The following is a 17,542-nucleotide window of genomic DNA, read 5'->3' on the forward strand; positions in this document are numbered from 1 at the left end:
TCTAGTAAGTAGAGGAGGAAATACGAATGGAAGCAAAAGCGGTTGCTAGAACTATCAGAATCGCACCTCGTAAAGTTCGATTAGTATTGGATCTCATTCGAGGTAAAGACGTAAGAGAAGCAGTAGCTATTTTGAAATTAACAAATAAAGCTTCTTCTCCAGTAGTAGAAAAATTATTAATGTCCGCTTTAGCTAATGCAGAGCACAACTATGGTATGAACACTGATCAATTAGTTGTTAAAGAAGCATATGCTAACGAAGGACCAACATTAAAACGTTTCCGTCCACGTGCACAAGGACGTGCAAGCGCAATTAACAAAAGAACAAGTCATATCACTATCGTAGTAAGTGATGGACAAGAGGAAGCTCAAGAAGCTTAATCAAATTTTAAGGAGGGAATACCGTGGGTCAAAAAATTAATCCAATCGGACTTCGTGTTGGTGTCATCCGTGACTGGGACGCGAAATGGTATGCTGAAAAAGACTTCGCATCACTTTTACATGAAGACTTAAAAATTCGTAAATTTATTGATAAAGCATTGAAAGACGCATCAGTATCTCACGTTGAGATTGAGCGTGCTGCTAACCGCATCAACATTGCTATTCACACTGGTAAACCAGGTATGGTAATTGGTAAAGGCGGTTCAGAAATCGAAAAACTTCGTAACAAATTAAATCAACTTACTGACAAAAAAGTTCACATTAACGTAGTTGAAATTAAGAAAGTTGATCTTGATGCACGTTTAGTTGCTGAAAACATTGCACGTCAATTAGAAAACCGTGCTTCATTCCGTCGTGTTCAAAAACAAGCGATCGGTAGAGCAATGAAATTAGGTGCTAAAGGTATCAAAACACAAGTTTCAGGTCGTTTAGGCGGTGCAGACATCGCGCGTGCTGAACAATATTCAGAAGGAACTGTACCACTTCATACTTTACGTGCAGACATCGATTATGCACATGCAGAAGCTGACACAACTTATGGTAAGTTAGGTGTTAAAGTATGGATTTATCGTGGTGAAGTTCTTCCTACTAAGAAAAATAGTGAAGGAGGAAAATAATTATGTTACTACCAAAGCGTGTAAAATATCGTCGTCAACATCGTCCTGATACAAAAGGTCGTTCAAAAGGCGGTAACTTTGTAACATTCGGTGAGTATGGTATTCAAGCTACTACAACTTCTTGGATTACTTCTCGTCAAATCGAATCAGCTCGTATTGCTATGACACGTTACATGAAACGTGGCGGGAAAGTTTGGATTAAAATCTTCCCTCACACACCATACACACAAAAACCTTTAGAAGTACGTATGGGTGCTGGTAAAGGTGCGGTTGAAGGCTGGATCGCAGTTGTAAAACCAGGCCGTATTTTATTTGAAGTTGCTGGCGTATCTGAAGAAGTTGCGCGTGAAGCATTACGTCTAGCGAGCCACAAACTTCCAGTTAAAACGAAGTTTGTAAAACGTGAAGAATTGGGTGGTGAAACAAATGAAAGCTAAGGAAATTAGAGACTTAACCACTTCAGAAATCGAAGAGCAAATCAAATCTTCAAAAGAAGAGCTTTTTAACCTACGCTTTCAATTAGCTACAGGTCAATTAGAAGAGACTGCAAGAATCAAGACAGTAAGAAAAACAATTGCACGTCTAAAAACTGTTGCACGTGAAAGAGAATTAGAACAAGGTAAAGCAAATCAATAATTGATTGAAAGAGGAGGTTACTAAAGTGAGCGAAAGAAATGATCGTAAAGTTTACGTTGGTAAAGTAGTTTCAGACAAAATGGACAAAACAGTGACTGTTTTAGTTGAAACATACAAAACGCACAAACTATATGGCAAACGTGTAAAATACTCTAAAAAGTATAAAGCACATGACGAAAACAATTCAGCTAAATTCGGAGATATCGTTAAAATTCAAGAAACTCGTCCTTTATCAGCGACAAAACGTTTCCGTTTAGTAGAAATCGTCGAAGAATCAGTAATCATTTAATGACTATAAAGATAAGGGAGGTTTAATCATGATCCAACAAGAGACACGTTTAAAAGTAGCAGACAACTCTGGTGCTCGTGAAGTACTTACAATCAAAGTATTAGGTGGATCTGGCCGCAAAACTGCTAACATCGGTGACGTCATCGTAGCAACTGTTAAAAATGCTACACCTGGAGGCGTTGTTAAGAAAGGCGATGTTGTTAAGGCTGTCGTAGTACGTACGAAATCAGGTGTACGTCGTAAAGATGGTTCTTACATCAAATTTGATGAAAATGCATGTGTTATCATTCGTGATGACAAAGGACCACGTGGTACACGTATCTTCGGACCAGTAGCACGTGAATTACGTGAAGGAAACTTTATGAAAATCGTTTCCTTAGCACCAGAAGTACTATAATCGATCGAAAATCATAAATAATAAATTCCAAGGAGGTGCCCACATGCATATCAAAAAAGGTGACAACGTAATCGTTATCGCAGGTAAAGACAAAGGTAAAACAGGTAAAGTTGTAGCAACTCAACCTAAAAAAGACCGCGTCGTTGTGGAAGGTGTGAACATCGTTAAAAAACACCAAAAACCAACTCAAATGAATCCTGAAGGTGGAATCTTAGAAACTGAAGCAGCAATTCATGTTTCTAACGTACAAATATTAGACCCTAAAACAAACGAACCTACTCGTGTAGGCTACAAATTTGTTGATGGTAAAAAAGTAAGAATCGCTAAAAAATCAGGCGAAGAAATCAAGTCTAATTAATACTTAGTTGAAAGGAGGATCCACTTTGAACCGTTTAAAAGAAAAATTCAATTCAGAAGTTACACAAAACTTAGTTAAAAAGTTTAACTACAACTCAGTAATGGAAGTACCAAAAATCGATAAAATCGTTGTGAATATGGGTGTTGGTGACGCTGTACAAAACTCTAAAGTGTTAGATAGCGCTGTTGAAGAGTTAACTGCAATCACTGGTCAAAAACCATTAATTACAAAAGCGAAAAAATCAATTGCGACTTTCCGTTTACGTGAAGGTATGCCAATTGGTGCTAAAGTAACATTACGTGGCGAAAGAATGTATGAATTCTTAGATAAATTAATCTCAGTTTCATTACCACGTGTACGTGACTTCCGCGGTGTATCTAAAAATGCATTCGACGGTCGCGGTAACTACACATTAGGTGTTAAAGAACAATTAATCTTCCCTGAGATTGACTATGATAAAGTATCAAAAGTACGTGGTATGGATATCGTTATCGTTACTACTGCTAACACAGATGAAGAAGCGCGCGAATTATTAACTCAATTCGGTATGCCGTTTCAAAAATAATCTCTAAAGGAGGCGAATTAAGTGGCTAAAAAATCAATGGTTGTTAAACAACAACGTAAACAAAAATTCCAAGTCCGTGAATATACACGTTGCGAACGTTGTGGACGTCCACATTCTGTATATCGTAAATTTAAACTTTGCCGTATTTGTTTCCGTGAATTAGCTTACAAAGGTCAAATTCCTGGCGTACGTAAAGCTAGCTGGTAAAAATTTAACTCTTGAAAGGAGGCAACAACTATGACATTGTCAGATCCAATTGCAGATATGCTTACTCGTGTAAGAAACGCAAACATGGTGCGTCACGAAAAATTAGAATTACCTGCATCAAACATTAAAAAAGAAATTGCTGAAATCCTTAAAAATGAAGGTTTCATCAAAAATGTAGAATATATCGAAGATGATAAACAAGGTGTTATCCGTTTATTCTTAAAATATGGTTCAAATAACGAACGTGTTATTACTGGTCTTAAACGTATTTCAAAACCTGGTTTACGTGTTTATGCTAAAGCAAGCGAAATGCCTAAAGTATTAAATGGTTTAGGTATTGCATTAGTTTCAACTTCTGAAGGTGTAATCACTGATAAAGAAGCTAGAAAACGTAACGTAGGCGGAGAAGTATTAGCTTACATTTGGTAATATTAAATAAATAAGGAGGTGCCAGAACATGAGCCGTGTTGGTAAAAAAATTATCGAAATCCCTAGCGATGTAACTGTAACGATCGAAGGTAATACAGTTTCAGTTAAAGGGTCTAAAGGTGAATTATCACAAACTTTAAATGAAGAAATGACTTACAAACAAGATGAAAACACACTTGAAGTTGTTAGACCATCAGATTCTAAAGAACATAGAACAATTCATGGTACAACTCGTGCGTTAATCAATAACATGGTACAAGGTGTATCTAAAGGATACGAAAAAACACTTGAACTTATCGGTGTTGGTTACCGTGCACAAGTACAAGGTAGCAAACTTGTATTAAACGTAGGTTACTCTCATCCAGTTGAATTTGAAGCTGCTGAAGGAATCACTTTCTCAGTAGAAAAAAATACGACAGTTAAAGTTGAAGGAATCGACAAAGAATTAGTAGGTGCAACAGCATCAAAAATTCGTGACGTTCGTCCTCCAGAGCCTTATAAAGGTAAAGGTATTCGTTACCAAGGTGAATATGTACGTCGTAAAGAAGGTAAAACTGGTAAATAATAAATCACTCTAATAAGAAAGGAGTATTGACATGATCAGCAAAATTGATAAAAATAAAGTACGTTTAAAAAGACATGCACGTGTTCGTACGAAATTGTCAGGTACTAGCGAGAAGCCACGTCTAAACGTATATCGTTCAAACAAACACATTTATGCACAAATCATCGATGATACTAAAGGCGTTACTTTAGTTCAAGCTTCAACTAAAGATAGCGATGTAGATACATCTGCAACAAAAGTTGAAATGGCTTCTAAAGTCGGTGAAGTGATTGCTAAAAAAGCAAATGAAAAAGGCATCGAAGCAGTTGTATTCGATCGTGGAGGATACTTATTCCACGGACGTGTGAAAGCATTAGCAGATGCAGCTCGCGAAAATGGACTTCAATTTTAATCTAAAAGGAGGGACAATATAAATGGCTCGTAGAGAAGAAGAAGTTAAAGAATTTGAAGAACGCGTTGTTACGATTAACCGTGTTGCTAAAGTTGTAAAAGGTGGACGTCGTTTCCGTTTCACTGCACTTGTAGTAGTAGGTGACAAAAATGGTCGCGTTGGTTTCGGTACTGGTAAAGCACAAGAGGTACCTGAAGCAATCAAAAAAGCAGTAGAAGCTGCGAAAAAAGATTTAATTACTGTTACTCGTGTTGACGGTACTACACCACACACAATCACTGGACGTTTCGGTTCAGGTAGTGTTTTAATGAAACCAGCAGCTCCTGGTACTGGTGTTATCGCAGGTGGACCAGTTCGTGCCGTATTAGAGCTTGCAGGTATCACTGATATCTTAAGTAAATCATTAGGTTCAAACACACCAATTAACATGGTTCGTGCGACTATGAATGGTTTGAAAAACTTAAAAAATGCTGAAGATGTTGCGCGTTTACGCGGCAAAACAGTAGAAGAATTATACAATTAAGGAGGGAAACAGATAAATGGCTAAATTACAAATCACCCTCACTAAAAGCGTTATTGGGCGTCCAGAAACACAACGTAAAACAGTTAAAGCACTTGGTCTAGGCAAGATCAATTCTTCTGTTACAGTTGAAGACAACGCAGCAATTCGTGGACAAATTAACAAAGTAAGTCACTTAGTATCAGTAGAAGAAAAATAATTAAGGAGGTGCCAAAATGAAATTACATGAATTAAAACCATCAGAAGGATCACGTAAATTACGTAACCGTGTCGGCCGTGGTGCAGGTACTGGTAACGGTAAAACAAGTGGTCGTGGTCAAAAAGGTCAAAAAGCACGTTCAGGTGGTGGCGTAAGACCAGGTTTCGAAGGTGGTCAATTACCATTATTCCGCCGTATTCCAAAACGTGGTTTCACAAACATCAACCGTAAAGAATACGCTATCGTTAACTTGGACCAACTTAATCAATTTGAAGATGGTACTGAGGTAACACCTGAGTTATTAATCGAAACAGGCGTAGTTAAAAATGAAAAAGCTGGCATTAAAGTTTTAGGTAATGGTTCATTAGAAAAGAAATTAACTGTTAAAGCACACAAATTCTCAGCTTCAGCTAAAGCCGCTATTGAAGCGAAAGGCGGAGCACAAGAGGTGATCTAATGTTTCACACGCTTGTGAACTTTTTTAAAACTAAAGAAGTTCGAAACAAGATACTTTTTACGCTTGCAATGTTAGTCATTTTCAAAATAGGTACGTATATCCCAGCACCTGGTGTTAATCCAGCAGCATTTGATAATCGACAAGGTTCTCAAGGCGTCACTGACTTGTTAAACACGTTTGGTGGCGGAGCCTTGAAGAACTTTTCCATTTTTGCTATGGGAATCATGCCCTACATCACTGCTTCTATTGTTATGCAGCTATTGCAAATGGATATTGTACCTAAGTTTACTGAATGGGCTAAGCAAGGTGAAACAGGTCGTAAGAAGTTAAATAACTTCACGCGTTATTTCACAATTGTTCTAGCATTTATTCAAGCGATTGGTATGTCGTTCCAATTCAATAATTATTTGAATGGGGCACTTATTAAAGAGCAAAATGTTTGGTCATATTTGTTAATTGCAATAGTACTTACAGCGGGTACTGCATTTTTAATGTGGTTGGGTGAACAGATCACGCAATACGGTGTTGGTAATGGTATTTCTATTATCATCTTTGCAGGTATTTTATCTACATTACCGTCCGGACTCATGCAATTTTATCAGCAAGAGTTTATTGGACAAGATGATGTAACATTCGCTTGGTTGAAAGTACTTGGACTGATTGTCGGTATGATTTTATTAACTATCGGCGCGGTTTATGTTTTACAAGCGATTCGTAAAATACCTATTCAATATGCAAAGAAACAATCTCATATGCGTCTTGGTTCACAAGCAACATACTTACCATTAAAAGTTAACTCTGCTGGTGTTATTCCAGTCATCTTTTCAATGGCATTCTTTTTATTACCGAGAACATTATCATTGTTCTTCCCGAATGCCGACTGGGCACAAAAGGTAGGAAATTACGCCGATCCATCTAATGGTGTTGGTATGGTAGTCTATGTTGTCTTGATTATTGCATTTACTTATTTCTATGCATTTGTTCAAGTTAACCCTGAAAAGATGGCAGAAAATCTTAAGAAGCAAGGCAGTTATGTTCCGGGGATTCGTCCTGGTGAACAAACGAAAAAATATATCACTAAAGTTTTATATCGCTTAACGTTTGTAGGTTCAATTTTCTTAGCAGTGATTGCGATTTTACCAATTATTGCGACTAAATTTATGAACTTACCGCAAGCCATTCAATTAGGTGGTACAAGCTTACTCATCGTTATCGGTGTTGCAATCGAAACAATGAAAAGTTTGGAAGCTCAAGTGAATGAAAAAGAATATAAAGGCTTTGGTAGACGATAATTTGTAGGAGGGCACTTATGAACATTATCTTAATGGGATTACCTGGTGCTGGTAAAGGAACTCAAGCGAGTGAAATCATTAAAAAGTACCCTATTCCTCACATTTCAACGGGGGATATGTTCAGAAAAGCGATTAAAGATGAAACTGAACTTGGTAAAGAAGCGAAATCCTATATGGATCGTGGTGAACTTGTACCAGACGAGGTTACAGTTGGGATTGTGAAAGAACGTATCTCTGAAGACGATGCAAAAAAAGGTTTCTTATTAGACGGATTTCCTCGTACGATTGAACAAGCAGAAGCATTAAATTCAATTCTAGAAGATCTTGGAAGAACGATTGATGCAGTTGTGAATATCGAGGTGCCAGAAGAAGAGTTAATGAATCGTCTAACAGGTCGTCGTATTTGCGAGACTTGTGGCACAACATATCATCTTGTTTTCAATCCTCCAAAAGTTGAAGGTATTTGTGATATTGATGGTGGTAAGCTTTATCAACGTGAAGACGACAACCCTGAAACTGTTGCGAACCGTTTAGAAGTGAATGTAAAGCAATCTAAACCTATTTTAGAGTTTTACAGTCAAAAAGGTCTTTTGAAAAACATTGACGGGTCAAAACACATTGATGAAGTAACATCAGATGTGATTGAAATTTTAGAGTCACTTAAATCATAACGGCTTGGTGAAATCATTTGAATCAGTCGTTAACTTTGAAGGCATAAATTGATTTTTTATGGTGACAAGGCTTTATAGCGATTGTGTTAAAGTGAGTATAACTAAAGTAGACCGTTCATGAATAAATATTCTATATCCTTACAACAAAAGGGAGGCGTTATTCCAAATGGCAAAACAAGACGTTATCGAACTTGAAGGTACAGTATTAGATACTTTACCAAATGCAATGTTTAAAGTAGAATTAGAAAATGGTCATGAAATTCTAGCACATGTGAGTGGTAAAATTCGTATGAACTATATCCGTATTCTACCTGGCGACAAAGTAACAGTAGAAATGTCTCCGTATGATTTAACACGCGGAAGAATCACATATCGTTATAAATAATTGTCACTCCAACATTGAAGGAGGTATAAAAATGAAAGTAAGACCATCAGTAAAACCTATTTGCGAAAAATGTAAAGTCATTAAACGTAAAGGTAAAGTCATGGTAATCTGTGAAAACCCTAAGCATAAACAAAAACAAGGTTAATTAAAAGAGAGGTGTAAATTATAATGGCACGTATTGCAGGAATTGATATCCCACGTGATAAACGCGTAGTAATCTCATTAACTTATATCTACGGTATCGGTAAAACATCAGCACAAAAGATCCTTTCAGAAGCAAACGTTTCAGAAGACACACGTGTTAAAGACCTTACTGACGATGAGTTAGGTCGTATTCGTGAAGTTGTAGACGGTTATAAAGTCGAAGGTGACTTACGTCGTGAAACAAACTTAAACATCAAACGTTTGATGGAAATCTCATCTTACCGTGGTATCCGTCACCGTCGTGGATTGCCGGTTAACGGTCAAAAAACTAAAAACAACGCTCGTACGCGTAAAGGCCCAGTTAAAACTGTAGCTAACAAGAAAAAATAATAGGTAAAGGAGGCAAATTATACTATGGCACGTAAACAAGTATCACGTAAACGTAGAGTGAAAAAGAATATTGAAAACGGTGTGGCTCATATCCGTTCAACATTCAATAATACAATCGTAACAATCACAGATGAATTCGGTAATGCTTTATCATGGTCATCTGCAGGTGCGCTTGGTTTTAAAGGTTCTAAAAAATCTACACCATTCGCAGCTCAAATGGCTTCTGAAACAGCTTCAAAAGCAGCGATGGAGCATGGTTTAAAATCAGTTGAAGTAACTGTAAAAGGCCCTGGCCCAGGTCGTGAGTCAGCGATCCGTGCGTTACAATCAGCAGGTTTAGAAGTAACAGCGATTAAAGACGTTACTCCAGTTCCACATAATGGTTGCCGTCCACCAAAACGTCGTCGCGTATAATTAAATTTTTGTTTTGTCACAAATCACTTGAATTTAAAGTTTATGCAAGTCGACGTACTTAAGGAGGATATGTAAATGATTGAAATTGAGAAACCTAGAATTGAGACAATTGAAGTTAGTGATGATGCTAAATTCGGTAAGTTCGTTGTTGAACCATTAGAGCGTGGTTATGGTACTACACTAGGAAACTCCTTACGTCGTATCCTACTATCATCATTACCAGGTGCGGCTGTGAAGTATATCGAAATTGAAGGTGTGTTACACGAATTCTCAGCAATTGATCATGTCGTTGAAGACGTTTCTACAATTGTGATGAATATTAAAAAGTTAGCACTTAAGATTTATTCTGAAGAGGATAAAACACTTGAAATCGATATTAAAGAAGAAGGCGAAGTCACTGCAAAAGATATCATGCATGACAGTGATGTTGAAATTTTGAACCCTGACCTTAAAATTGCGACAGTGTCTAAAGGTGGTCACCTTAAGTTACGTTTAGTTGCGAATACAGGACGTGGGTATGCATTAGCTGATCAAAATAACTCAAGTGATCTTCCAATTGGTGTGATTCCAGTAGATTCATTATACTCTCCAGTAGAGCGTGTGAATTATACAGTTGAAAACACGCGTGTGGGACAAAGTTCTGACTTCGATAAATTGACATTAGACGTATGGACTGATGGTTCAATTACACCGCAAGAGTCAGTATCTTTAGCTGCTAAAATTATGACTGAGCATTTAAACATCTTTGTTGGTTTAACTGATGAAGCAAAAAATGCAGAAATCATGATTGAAAAAGAAGAAGATCAAAAAGAAAAAGTATTAGAAATGTCTATTGAAGAATTAGACTTATCTGTACGTTCATACAACTGTCTTAAACGTGCGGGTATTAACTCAGTACAAGAACTCGCTGACAAATCAGAGGCTGATATGATGAAAGTTCGTAACTTAGGTCGTAAGTCTCTTGAAGAAGTGAAATACAAATTAGAAGACTTAGGTTTAGGTCTAAGAAAAGAAGATTGATAAAGGAGGTTAACTCATGGGTTACAGAAAATTAGGTCGTACTTCAGATCAACGTAAAGCAATGTTACGTGATTTAGCAACATCATTAATCGTTAACGAACGCATCGAAACGACTGAAGCACGTGCGAAAGAACTTCGTAGCGTAGTTGAAAAATTAATCACTTTAGGTAAAAAAGGTGACTTAGCTTCTCGTCGTCATGCTGCTAAAACATTACGCAACGTTCAAATCTTAAATGAAGATGAAACGACTCAAACTGCACTTCAAAAATTATTCGGTGAAATCGCTGAACGTTATCAAGAGCGTCAAGGTGGTTACACTCGTATTCTTAAAGTTGCTCCACGTCAAGGCGATGGCGCATTAAAAGTAATCATTGAATTAGTATAATTGATACACACTACTACATGAAAGCAAATGAGTGCAACGATAATGTTTGCCACATACAAATATTGTCTAGCTCAGAGTACCCCATCTAACTTAATATTGACGACAAAGCGTGAACTCAATTCAGATGGGGTGCGCGCTTTTTTATGTCTATGTTGGATGGGTTGGGCAAAAAGTTCTATGGCCTCTATCATCTGAACGGGTTTTGTATTTTGATTGACTTATACTATAGACAAGGGTTGTGCATACTTCATTGTGTCCCAGCCCCAAGGTCGTAGGCAAGGGTGTGAGATGATGTTACATTATCTCATGCCCTTTTTTGAATGACAGATGCGTTAACTTTTGATAATGGATTGCTTGCGATTGGATTGAACGAAAGACAAAGATGAACGATACATATACAAATGACGCTGTTTTTTGTAAAATAGTCATATTAGCATATAAAGGAGGCACTCGGAATGGAACACGAGCACTTGATAGAATTTGATCATGTGTCATTTCAATATCATGAGGATCAAGCGAAAGTTTTAAAAGATATCCAATTCAAAGTGAACAAAGGCGAATGGTTATCTATTGTCGGCCATAACGGTTCAGGCAAATCGACAATAGCGAAACTTCTCACAGGTATTGAACAAGAGTATGAAGGCGATATTCGTATTAACGGCAGTTCTATCAAAGGTGTGGACCGTTCAGCCTTTGAACACCACATTGGCATCGTGTTTCAAAATCCTGAAAATCAATTTGTAGGATCGACAGTGAGCTATGATGTGGCTTTTGGCTTAGAAAATAAAGGGCTATCCTATGATGAGATGCATGACATCGTGCCTTCAGTACTTAAAGACGTCGACATGTATGATAAACAACACCATGAACCGACTGCGCTTTCTGGTGGCCAAAAACAGCGTGTAGCCATTGCGAGTGTTTTAGCACTAGAGCCGCAGCTGATTATTCTCGATGAAGCAACGGCGATGTTGGATCCGGAAGGGAAACGTGACATTTTAGCAATGGTGAAAGCACTCAATCGAAATAAAGGCGTCACGGTGATTTCGATTACGCATGATTTGTCAGAAGTCGTGTCTTCAGATCGCGTCATTGTGATGAATCGTGGCGAAGTATTTTTAGAAGGAACGGTTGAAACGATTTTTGAGCAAGGCGAGGCATTAGTGGAAATCGGTTTGGACTTGCCGTTTGAAATGCGGATGGCTCAAAAACTAAAACTCATCCGTTCGTTTATGACCTATGAAGGATTATTGGAGCGGTTGACATGATTAAATTTGAAGAAGTTTCATACACGTATCAAAAGAAAACACCTTATGAATATCAAGCTTTAAATCAAATCACAACAGATTTTTTACCTGGACGTTATTACGCGATTATTGGTAAAACGGGATCAGGCAAGTCGACATTAATTCAACATTTCAATGGATTAGTCAAACCGACACGTGGGCAGGTACAAGTGCTAGATGTGATAATCAATCGAAAAACGAAAGACAAACATTTGAAATCGATTCGTCAACGGATAGGGATGGTGTTTCAATTTCCGGAGTCGCAGCTATTTGAAGAAACAGTGGAAAAGGAAGTCTTGTTCGGACCACGCAATTACGGTATGGACTTAGAAGAAGCGCGTGACAAAGCGATAGCGTTACTTGGTGAACTAGGCTTTGATGCAGAGAAAGTGATGCAACAGTCCCCTTTTATGCTCTCAGGAGGACAAATGCGTAAAATTGCGCTCGCAGCCATATTAGCTATGGATCCTGAAATTTTAATTTTAGATGAACCGACAGCTGGTTTGGATCCACGTAGTAAAGCGCAAGTGATGACATTGTTTAAGAAGTTACAGGTAGAAGAAGGAAAAACAATTATTTTGGTAACTCATGATATGAATGATGTGGCTGAATTTGCGGATGAGATTAAAATTATGCAAGGCGGAACGTTAATTGAATCCACGACACCGTATGACTTCTTCCAGCGCGCTGATGATGTCAATGCATTACATTTGTGTCTCCCAGACATTGTACGGTTACAGCGTGATGTCGAGGCAAAGTTAGGTGTGCAGTTCGACAAATTAGCATTAACTGAAGCATCATTTGTAGCGATTTATGAGGAATGGAGGCAACGTCATGAAAGATAAGTTAATTATTGGACGTTTTCTTCCGTTAGATACGGTGATACATCGATTGGATCCAAGGGCGAAACTAATTTTTGTATTTTTATTTATTATCATTATTTTTGCAAGTCATCATCCTTTGAGTTACTTGTGGCTTGCCATCATACTACTCGCGATCACGCAACTTGCCCGTATTCCATTAGGATTTCTCTTCAAAGGTTTGTTACCGGTCTTTTTCTTTCTAATTTTGACCTTTATCATGCATTTGTTCCTCACAAAAGGGGGGACACGTTTGATTGAATGGGGCTTCATTACGATTGATTCAAACGGGATAAGAGAAGGGATACTGATTGTACTTCGTTTAGGTTTCATTATGATTGTGTCGACGATTTTGACATTAACGACGAGTCCATTGAATTTAACAGATGCATTTGATCGCCTGTTTAAACCGTTGAAATATGTTAAAATTCCTGTCGCGGCGTTAAGTATGATGATGTCCATTGCATTACGATTTATTCCGACTTTAATGGAAGAATTGGATAAAATCATCTTATCACAAAAATCACGTGGTTCGGATATTAGCTCAGGTTCATTGACGACGAGAATTAAAGCATTTATTCCGTTACTGATTCCATTGTTTATTTCTGCGTTTCAACGTGCAGAAGAACTCGCTATTGCCATGGAAGTAAGAGGGTATGATGCCAATGCAGAACGGACGAGTTATCGCGTTTTAAAATGGCAGTTGAAAGATACATTATTAATAGTGAGCCTGATTCCCATTGCAGCAGTATCGCTATGGTTAGGCCAAGCTTTTTAAAGAAAGGACGATATTATGCAACGTGTCCTCGTTAAAATCAGTTATAACGGTGCACAATTTTTAGGATTTCAAATTCAAAATCAAGGGCGGACAGTTCAAGGGTACTTTGAAAAAATATTAAAGCGCATGCATCAGCAACATGTACGCATTCATCCATCCAGTCGAACGGACCGTGGTGTACACGCCAAAGAACAATATTTTCATTTTGATACGCATTTAAACATTACGCCTGAACGTTGGCAACATGCGATGAATAGTGCATTGCCTGATGATATTTATGTGCATGAGGTTACTTTTATTGATCAAGATTTTCATTGTCGCTATGACTGTGTTGGCAAGCGTTATCGTTACAGCATGTATCAAGCTGAACATCGTAATCCGTTTTGGTCACAATTGAAAACATTTGAGCCGAAAACATTAAATATTGAAGCGATGCAACGTGCAGCACAGTATTTTATTGGTACGCATGATTTTACGACGTTTTGTTCGCAAAAAACAGAAGTTGAAAGTAAAGAACGTACGATATATGAAAGTCGTATTGAACCAACAGCAGACGGTATCGATTTCGTCATTACAGGTTCAGGATTTTTGTATAATATGGTGCGTGTCATTATGGCGTATTTATTAGAAGTCGGCAAAGGGAAGCGTTCAGCAGATGACGTTCCCAACTTGCTTACACAACAAGACAGAAACCTTGTTCCGCACACTGCGCCAGCTGAAGGTCTGTATTTAGAGAAGATTTATTTAGCGCCAGAACAGTTAAGAGTGGACTTTGGTGACGACATTCAAATTCACTATAAAAAATCAACACAAATTTAACGAAACACATTGACTTTATACTGTAAAACCTATATCATAGTTAACGGTATTGTTTTATATCACCCCACGATAAGCCCCGGAAACTTATTGTGTTACAAGATATATAAGCAGGAAAGAGCAACAGCTAACGGAATAAATAGCGCACTGGATTGTTTTGTACAATCACCCAAAAACTATAGAAACATTTATTCACTAGGAGGACTCAATTATGCGTCAAACATTTATGGCAAATGAATCAAACATTGAGCGCAAATGGTACGTTGTCGATGCTGAAGGGCAAACATTAGGTCGTTTATCATCAGAAGTAGCAAGTATCTTACGCGGTAAAAATAAAGTAACTTATACACCACACGTTGACACAGGTGACTACGTAATCATCATCAACGCATCAAAAATCGAATTAACTGGTAACAAAGAAAGCGATAAAATTTACTACCGTCACTCAAATCACCCAGGTGGTTTAAAATCAATCACTGCTGGCGAGTTAAAACGTACAAACCCAGAACGTTTACTTGAAACATCAATTAAAGGGATGTTACCAAGTTCACGTTTAGGTGAAAAACAAGGTAAAAAATTATTCGTTTATGGTGGCGCTGAACATCCACACGCTGCACAACAACCAGAAAACTACGAGTTACGTGGTTAATTAGAAGGAGGAAATGACATTGGCACAAGTTGAATATAGAGGCACAGGCCGTCGTAAAAACTCAGTAGCACGTGTACGTTTAGTACCAGGTGAAGGTAACATTAAAGTAAATGATCGTGACGTACGTGATTACTTACCATTCGAATCATTAATCTTAGACTTAAACCAACCATTCGACGTAACAGAAACTAAAGGTAACTATGACGTTTTAGTTAACGTTCACGGTGGTGGCTTCACTGGTCAAGCACAAGCAATCCGTCACGGTATCGCACGTGCATTATTAGAAGCAGATCCTGAATACAGAGGTTCATTAAAACGTGCTGGTCTATTAACACGTGACCCACGTATGAAAGAACGTAAAAAACCAGGTCTTAAAAAAGCCCGTCGTGCACCTCAATTCTCAAAACGTTAATATCGAATATATATTATGTTTCAAGACATCTTCTCATTGTGGGAAGGTGTCTTTTTTTGTGTTGAAAAGACAGATTGCTCATAGGAATATTGGAGAATTGGTGCGCTTTGAAATGACTTTTAGAAAGCATGTAAAGTGATCGGACGAAATAGGGGCTCATAATGGCAAAGTTGAAGCGACGGGGAAAATGAAAGATATACAAGTGATTATTGCATGATAAAAGGCTTCAATGATTGTGAGATAAAAAGAAAGACTGCTAGATTGTATGATGACGTGGTGATTGATTTTGTCACCTTTATATCAAGACACACATAGCAGTCAAAATGATATGAAATGAATTATGCTTTCATCCAATCGTCAGTGGTCATAACAGTTGAAAAATTGCTTAATGATGAAATAAATGCATTTTGTACGTCGCTTGCTTGAACATCATTGCCATTAAATGTTAAAGGACGTGTCGCTGTTGCATCATGAATGAGCAAAGGATTGTAACCTAACTCAGCGGCAGCTCTTGTTGTGGAATCCACACACATGTGCGTCATCATACCGGTAATGACAAGTGAATCAACGTCGAGCTGATCCAGTGTTGCTTGAAGGTCCGTTTGCAAGAAACTGTTCGGAAAATGCTTCTCAATGATAATACTGTTATCTTGCAATGAGAGTTCAGAATGTAATGCCACACCCTCTGTTCCTTTTTCAAAAAACGTTGGATTTGGCTGTGTATTGATATGTTGAATATAAATGATAGGTAAATTTTTCGAATTAAAGTCATGTTCAAGTTGTTGAATATGATGAAGGGCCTTTTCAGGTTCGTGTAATGCCATTTTCCCGCCACTAAAATAATCGTTCTGAACATCAATAATAAGTAAACCATATTTCGTCATAACCCAATACCTCCTTAGTTTGTACCATTAAGCATAAACGAGATGGGATGAATAATAAAGTCATTGAGAAGCGGAAGGTAGATTGCTATTAAAGGTAGGATGCTATATGTATATCATGTATAATAGGTTACATATATACTTGAGAAGGTTTTGAACTGGTGATTATAAAATGAGGTGAAATGATGGCAACAATCAATATTTTAAATAAAGTGTTTTCCAAAAATGTGTTAAGGGAATTAATACATGAAGGGAAAAGTGAGGTATTGAACAACGCTTATCAACAAATTTTTAATGAACATGCATCTCACCTAAATAATCATATCAAAATGCAACAACTTTATGCTGTGTTAAAAAAAGAATATCGTAATGAATATTTTTATAAAAACACACTGTTAAACAAATTGCTGTTAGGTAAGCACTCTTTGAATACAACTGTGGCTATGACAGAATTACCCGTTAATCGCTCAAAAGCAGATTTCATATTAATTAATGGTAAGGCGATTGTGTATGAAATCAAGACAGAGCTCGACTCTTTACAAAGATTGAGTAACCAAATCATGGATTATTACACAGTGTTTGACCATGTCGAAATCATTGTAGACGAAGCACATCTTGATAAAATAAAGTCACTGTACTTAAATACCACGGTCGGAATTTCTGTGTTAACTAAGAAAAATACGATCAGTCAAAAACAGAAACCTGTCGAAAACCGGCAATGGTTAAATCATATAGCGATGTACAAAGTTCTAAGGAAAGCAGAAAGAAGAACAATCATCAAAATGTTTTATGGTTACAGTCCTGAAGTCGATCAATTTTCTGAGTATCAAGTGCTATTGAAAATGTTCCAGAAAATTGAAATTGCGCCTTTGTATGAACAGTTTATTAAGGTATTGAAGAAAAGAAATACAGTTAACCTTTATCAAAATGATTTTAAGAATGTACCGTATGAACTCAGATTTTTAACGTATTTTAGCCAATTCAAGGAAAAAGACTACCATAATTTGAATGTAGCATTAGGAGGAGGTAAATTCAGGTTATAAAGTGTAGGTAGAAAATACTGGTTTTTCTACCTCTATTAGGCATAAGAAC

Annotated in this window: 31 protein-coding genes; 30 read left to right on the forward strand and 1 reads right to left on the reverse strand. The window is 37.4% G+C overall.

The annotated features are described in order from the left end of the window. Positions 1–26: 26 nt before the first annotated feature. The 29 genes from rplV to rpsI all read left to right on the forward strand — a co-directional run bounded on the left by rplV (position 27) and on the right by rpsI (position 15,569). The gene (gene rplV, locus CD138_RS11255) at positions 27–380 is read left to right on the forward strand and encodes a 50S ribosomal protein L22 (protein ID WP_014613217.1); all 354 of its coding nucleotides are present in this window, start codon (positions 27–29) and stop codon (positions 378–380) included. Between the two features lie 23 nt (positions 381–403). After that, positions 404–1,057: a 30S ribosomal protein S3 gene (gene rpsC / locus CD138_RS11260; RefSeq protein ID WP_014613218.1), complete on the forward strand. Its 654-nt coding sequence runs from the start codon at positions 404–406 to the stop codon at positions 1,055–1,057. A 2-nt stretch (positions 1,058–1,059) separates the two neighbouring features. Beyond that, positions 1,060–1,494, forward strand: coding sequence for a 50S ribosomal protein L16 (gene rplP, locus CD138_RS11265; protein ID WP_014613219.1), 435 nt, complete (start codon positions 1,060–1,062; stop codon positions 1,492–1,494). Beyond that, positions 1,484–1,693 (forward strand): 50S ribosomal protein L29, encoded by a 210-nt coding sequence (gene rpmC, locus CD138_RS11270; protein WP_014613220.1) that lies wholly within the window; start codon positions 1,484–1,486, stop codon positions 1,691–1,693. The genes rplP and rpmC overlap by 11 nt, the downstream gene beginning before the upstream one ends. 25 nt (positions 1,694–1,718) lie before the next feature. After that, positions 1,719–1,982 carry a 30S ribosomal protein S17 gene (gene rpsQ / locus CD138_RS11275; protein ID WP_014613221.1) on the forward strand — a complete coding sequence of 88 codons (264 nt, stop codon included), beginning with the start codon at positions 1,719–1,721 and terminating at the stop codon, positions 1,980–1,982. Between the two features lie 28 nt (positions 1,983–2,010). After that, positions 2,011–2,379 (forward strand): 50S ribosomal protein L14, encoded by a 369-nt coding sequence (rplN, locus tag CD138_RS11280; protein ID WP_014613222.1) that lies wholly within the window; start codon positions 2,011–2,013, stop codon positions 2,377–2,379. Between the two features lie 43 nt (positions 2,380–2,422). Next, positions 2,423–2,737 (forward strand): 50S ribosomal protein L24, encoded by a 315-nt coding sequence (rplX, locus tag CD138_RS11285; RefSeq protein ID WP_014613223.1) that lies wholly within the window; start codon positions 2,423–2,425, stop codon positions 2,735–2,737. A 25-nt stretch (positions 2,738–2,762) separates the two neighbouring features. Beyond that, entirely contained in the window at positions 2,763–3,302 is a 540-nt protein-coding gene (gene rplE / locus CD138_RS11290; protein WP_019167900.1) for a 50S ribosomal protein L5, read from the forward strand. Between the two features lie 21 nt (positions 3,303–3,323). Beyond that, on the forward strand, positions 3,324–3,509 hold the full coding sequence (locus CD138_RS11295) for a type Z 30S ribosomal protein S14 (protein WP_019166622.1): 186 nt from the start codon (positions 3,324–3,326) through the stop codon (positions 3,507–3,509). 30 nt (positions 3,510–3,539) lie between these two features. Then, complete coding sequence (gene rpsH / locus CD138_RS11300) at positions 3,540–3,938, forward strand: 30S ribosomal protein S8 (protein WP_019167901.1); 399 nt, start codon at positions 3,540–3,542, stop codon at positions 3,936–3,938. Positions 3,939–3,966: 28 nt separating this feature from the next. Continuing rightward, positions 3,967–4,503, forward strand: coding sequence for a 50S ribosomal protein L6 (gene rplF / locus CD138_RS11305; protein WP_019167902.1), 537 nt, complete (start codon positions 3,967–3,969; stop codon positions 4,501–4,503). 31 nt (positions 4,504–4,534) lie between these two features. Beyond that, positions 4,535–4,894, forward strand: coding sequence for a 50S ribosomal protein L18 (gene rplR, locus CD138_RS11310; protein WP_019167903.1), 360 nt, complete (start codon positions 4,535–4,537; stop codon positions 4,892–4,894). 22 nt (positions 4,895–4,916) lie between these two features. Next, a complete protein-coding gene (gene rpsE, locus CD138_RS11315; RefSeq protein WP_019167904.1) occupies positions 4,917–5,417 on the forward strand; it encodes a 30S ribosomal protein S5 in 501 nt (166 codons plus the stop codon). Between the two features lie 16 nt (positions 5,418–5,433). Next, positions 5,434–5,613 (forward strand): 50S ribosomal protein L30, encoded by a 180-nt coding sequence (rpmD, locus tag CD138_RS11320; protein ID WP_019167905.1) that lies wholly within the window; start codon positions 5,434–5,436, stop codon positions 5,611–5,613. 16 nt (positions 5,614–5,629) lie between these two features. Continuing rightward, positions 5,630–6,070, forward strand: coding sequence for a 50S ribosomal protein L15 (gene rplO / locus CD138_RS11325; RefSeq protein WP_014613231.1), 441 nt, complete (start codon positions 5,630–5,632; stop codon positions 6,068–6,070). Further along, positions 6,070–7,362, forward strand: coding sequence for a preprotein translocase subunit SecY (gene secY / locus CD138_RS11330; protein WP_019167906.1), 1,293 nt, complete (start codon positions 6,070–6,072; stop codon positions 7,360–7,362). Before rplO ends, secY begins: the two co-directional genes overlap by 1 nt. A gap of 17 nt (positions 7,363–7,379) precedes the next feature. After that, the gene (locus tag CD138_RS11335; protein WP_019167907.1) at positions 7,380–8,033 is read left to right on the forward strand and encodes an adenylate kinase; all 654 of its coding nucleotides are present in this window, start codon (positions 7,380–7,382) and stop codon (positions 8,031–8,033) included. 166 nt (positions 8,034–8,199) lie between these two features. After that, the gene (gene infA, locus CD138_RS11340) at positions 8,200–8,418 is read left to right on the forward strand and encodes a translation initiation factor IF-1 (RefSeq protein WP_001118443.1); all 219 of its coding nucleotides are present in this window, start codon (positions 8,200–8,202) and stop codon (positions 8,416–8,418) included. A gap of 31 nt (positions 8,419–8,449) precedes the next feature. Beyond that, positions 8,450–8,563, forward strand: coding sequence for a 50S ribosomal protein L36 (rpmJ, locus tag CD138_RS11345; protein ID WP_002509257.1), 114 nt, complete (start codon positions 8,450–8,452; stop codon positions 8,561–8,563). A 23-nt stretch (positions 8,564–8,586) separates the two neighbouring features. Then, positions 8,587–8,952: a 30S ribosomal protein S13 gene (gene rpsM / locus CD138_RS11350; RefSeq protein WP_014613234.1), complete on the forward strand. Its 366-nt coding sequence runs from the start codon at positions 8,587–8,589 to the stop codon at positions 8,950–8,952. A 24-nt stretch (positions 8,953–8,976) separates the two neighbouring features. After that, entirely contained in the window at positions 8,977–9,366 is a 390-nt protein-coding gene (gene rpsK, locus CD138_RS11355; RefSeq protein ID WP_014613235.1) for a 30S ribosomal protein S11, read from the forward strand. Between the two features lie 75 nt (positions 9,367–9,441). Then, entirely contained in the window at positions 9,442–10,386 is a 945-nt protein-coding gene (locus CD138_RS11360; RefSeq protein ID WP_019167908.1) for a DNA-directed RNA polymerase subunit alpha, read from the forward strand. A gap of 16 nt (positions 10,387–10,402) precedes the next feature. After that, positions 10,403–10,771, forward strand: coding sequence for a 50S ribosomal protein L17 (gene rplQ / locus CD138_RS11365; protein WP_019167909.1), 369 nt, complete (start codon positions 10,403–10,405; stop codon positions 10,769–10,771). Between the two features lie 455 nt (positions 10,772–11,226). Next, positions 11,227–12,036 carry an energy-coupling factor transporter ATPase gene (locus tag CD138_RS11370; protein WP_019167910.1) on the forward strand — a complete coding sequence of 270 codons (810 nt, stop codon included), beginning with the start codon at positions 11,227–11,229 and terminating at the stop codon, positions 12,034–12,036. Further along, complete coding sequence (locus CD138_RS11375) at positions 12,033–12,899, forward strand: energy-coupling factor transporter ATPase (RefSeq protein ID WP_019167911.1); 867 nt, start codon at positions 12,033–12,035, stop codon at positions 12,897–12,899. The genes CD138_RS11370 and CD138_RS11375 overlap by 4 nt, the downstream gene beginning before the upstream one ends. Beyond that, complete coding sequence (locus tag CD138_RS11380) at positions 12,889–13,692, forward strand: energy-coupling factor transporter transmembrane component T family protein (RefSeq protein WP_019167912.1); 804 nt, start codon at positions 12,889–12,891, stop codon at positions 13,690–13,692. The genes CD138_RS11375 and CD138_RS11380 overlap by 11 nt, the downstream gene beginning before the upstream one ends. A 15-nt stretch (positions 13,693–13,707) precedes the next feature. Then, positions 13,708–14,511, forward strand: a complete 804-nt coding sequence (gene truA, locus CD138_RS11385) for a tRNA pseudouridine(38-40) synthase TruA (RefSeq protein WP_019167913.1) — start codon at positions 13,708–13,710, stop codon at positions 14,509–14,511. Between the two features lie 208 nt (positions 14,512–14,719). After that, positions 14,720–15,157, forward strand: coding sequence for a 50S ribosomal protein L13 (rplM, locus tag CD138_RS11390; RefSeq protein WP_019167914.1), 438 nt, complete (start codon positions 14,720–14,722; stop codon positions 15,155–15,157). 19 nt (positions 15,158–15,176) lie between these two features. After that, a complete protein-coding gene (gene rpsI / locus CD138_RS11395; RefSeq protein WP_033193793.1) occupies positions 15,177–15,569 on the forward strand; it encodes a 30S ribosomal protein S9 in 393 nt (130 codons plus the stop codon). Positions 15,570–15,907: 338 nt separating this feature from the next. Here rpsI and CD138_RS11400 read toward each other — a convergent pair whose 3' ends face one another. Then, entirely contained in the window at positions 15,908–16,453 is a 546-nt protein-coding gene (locus CD138_RS11400; protein ID WP_019167916.1) for a cysteine hydrolase family protein, read from the reverse strand. A 179-nt stretch (positions 16,454–16,632) separates the two neighbouring features. On the opposite strand from CD138_RS11400, the gene CD138_RS11405 reads away from it, so the two are divergent. Beyond that, the gene (locus tag CD138_RS11405) at positions 16,633–17,493 is read left to right on the forward strand and encodes a sce7726 family protein (RefSeq protein ID WP_244913362.1); all 861 of its coding nucleotides are present in this window, start codon (positions 16,633–16,635) and stop codon (positions 17,491–17,493) included. Positions 17,494–17,542: the final 49 nt, after the last annotated feature.

The sequence above is a fragment of the Staphylococcus intermedius NCTC 11048 genome, from assembly GCF_002902385.1.
GTDB classification, from domain to species: domain Bacteria; phylum Bacillota; class Bacilli; order Staphylococcales; family Staphylococcaceae; genus Staphylococcus; species Staphylococcus intermedius.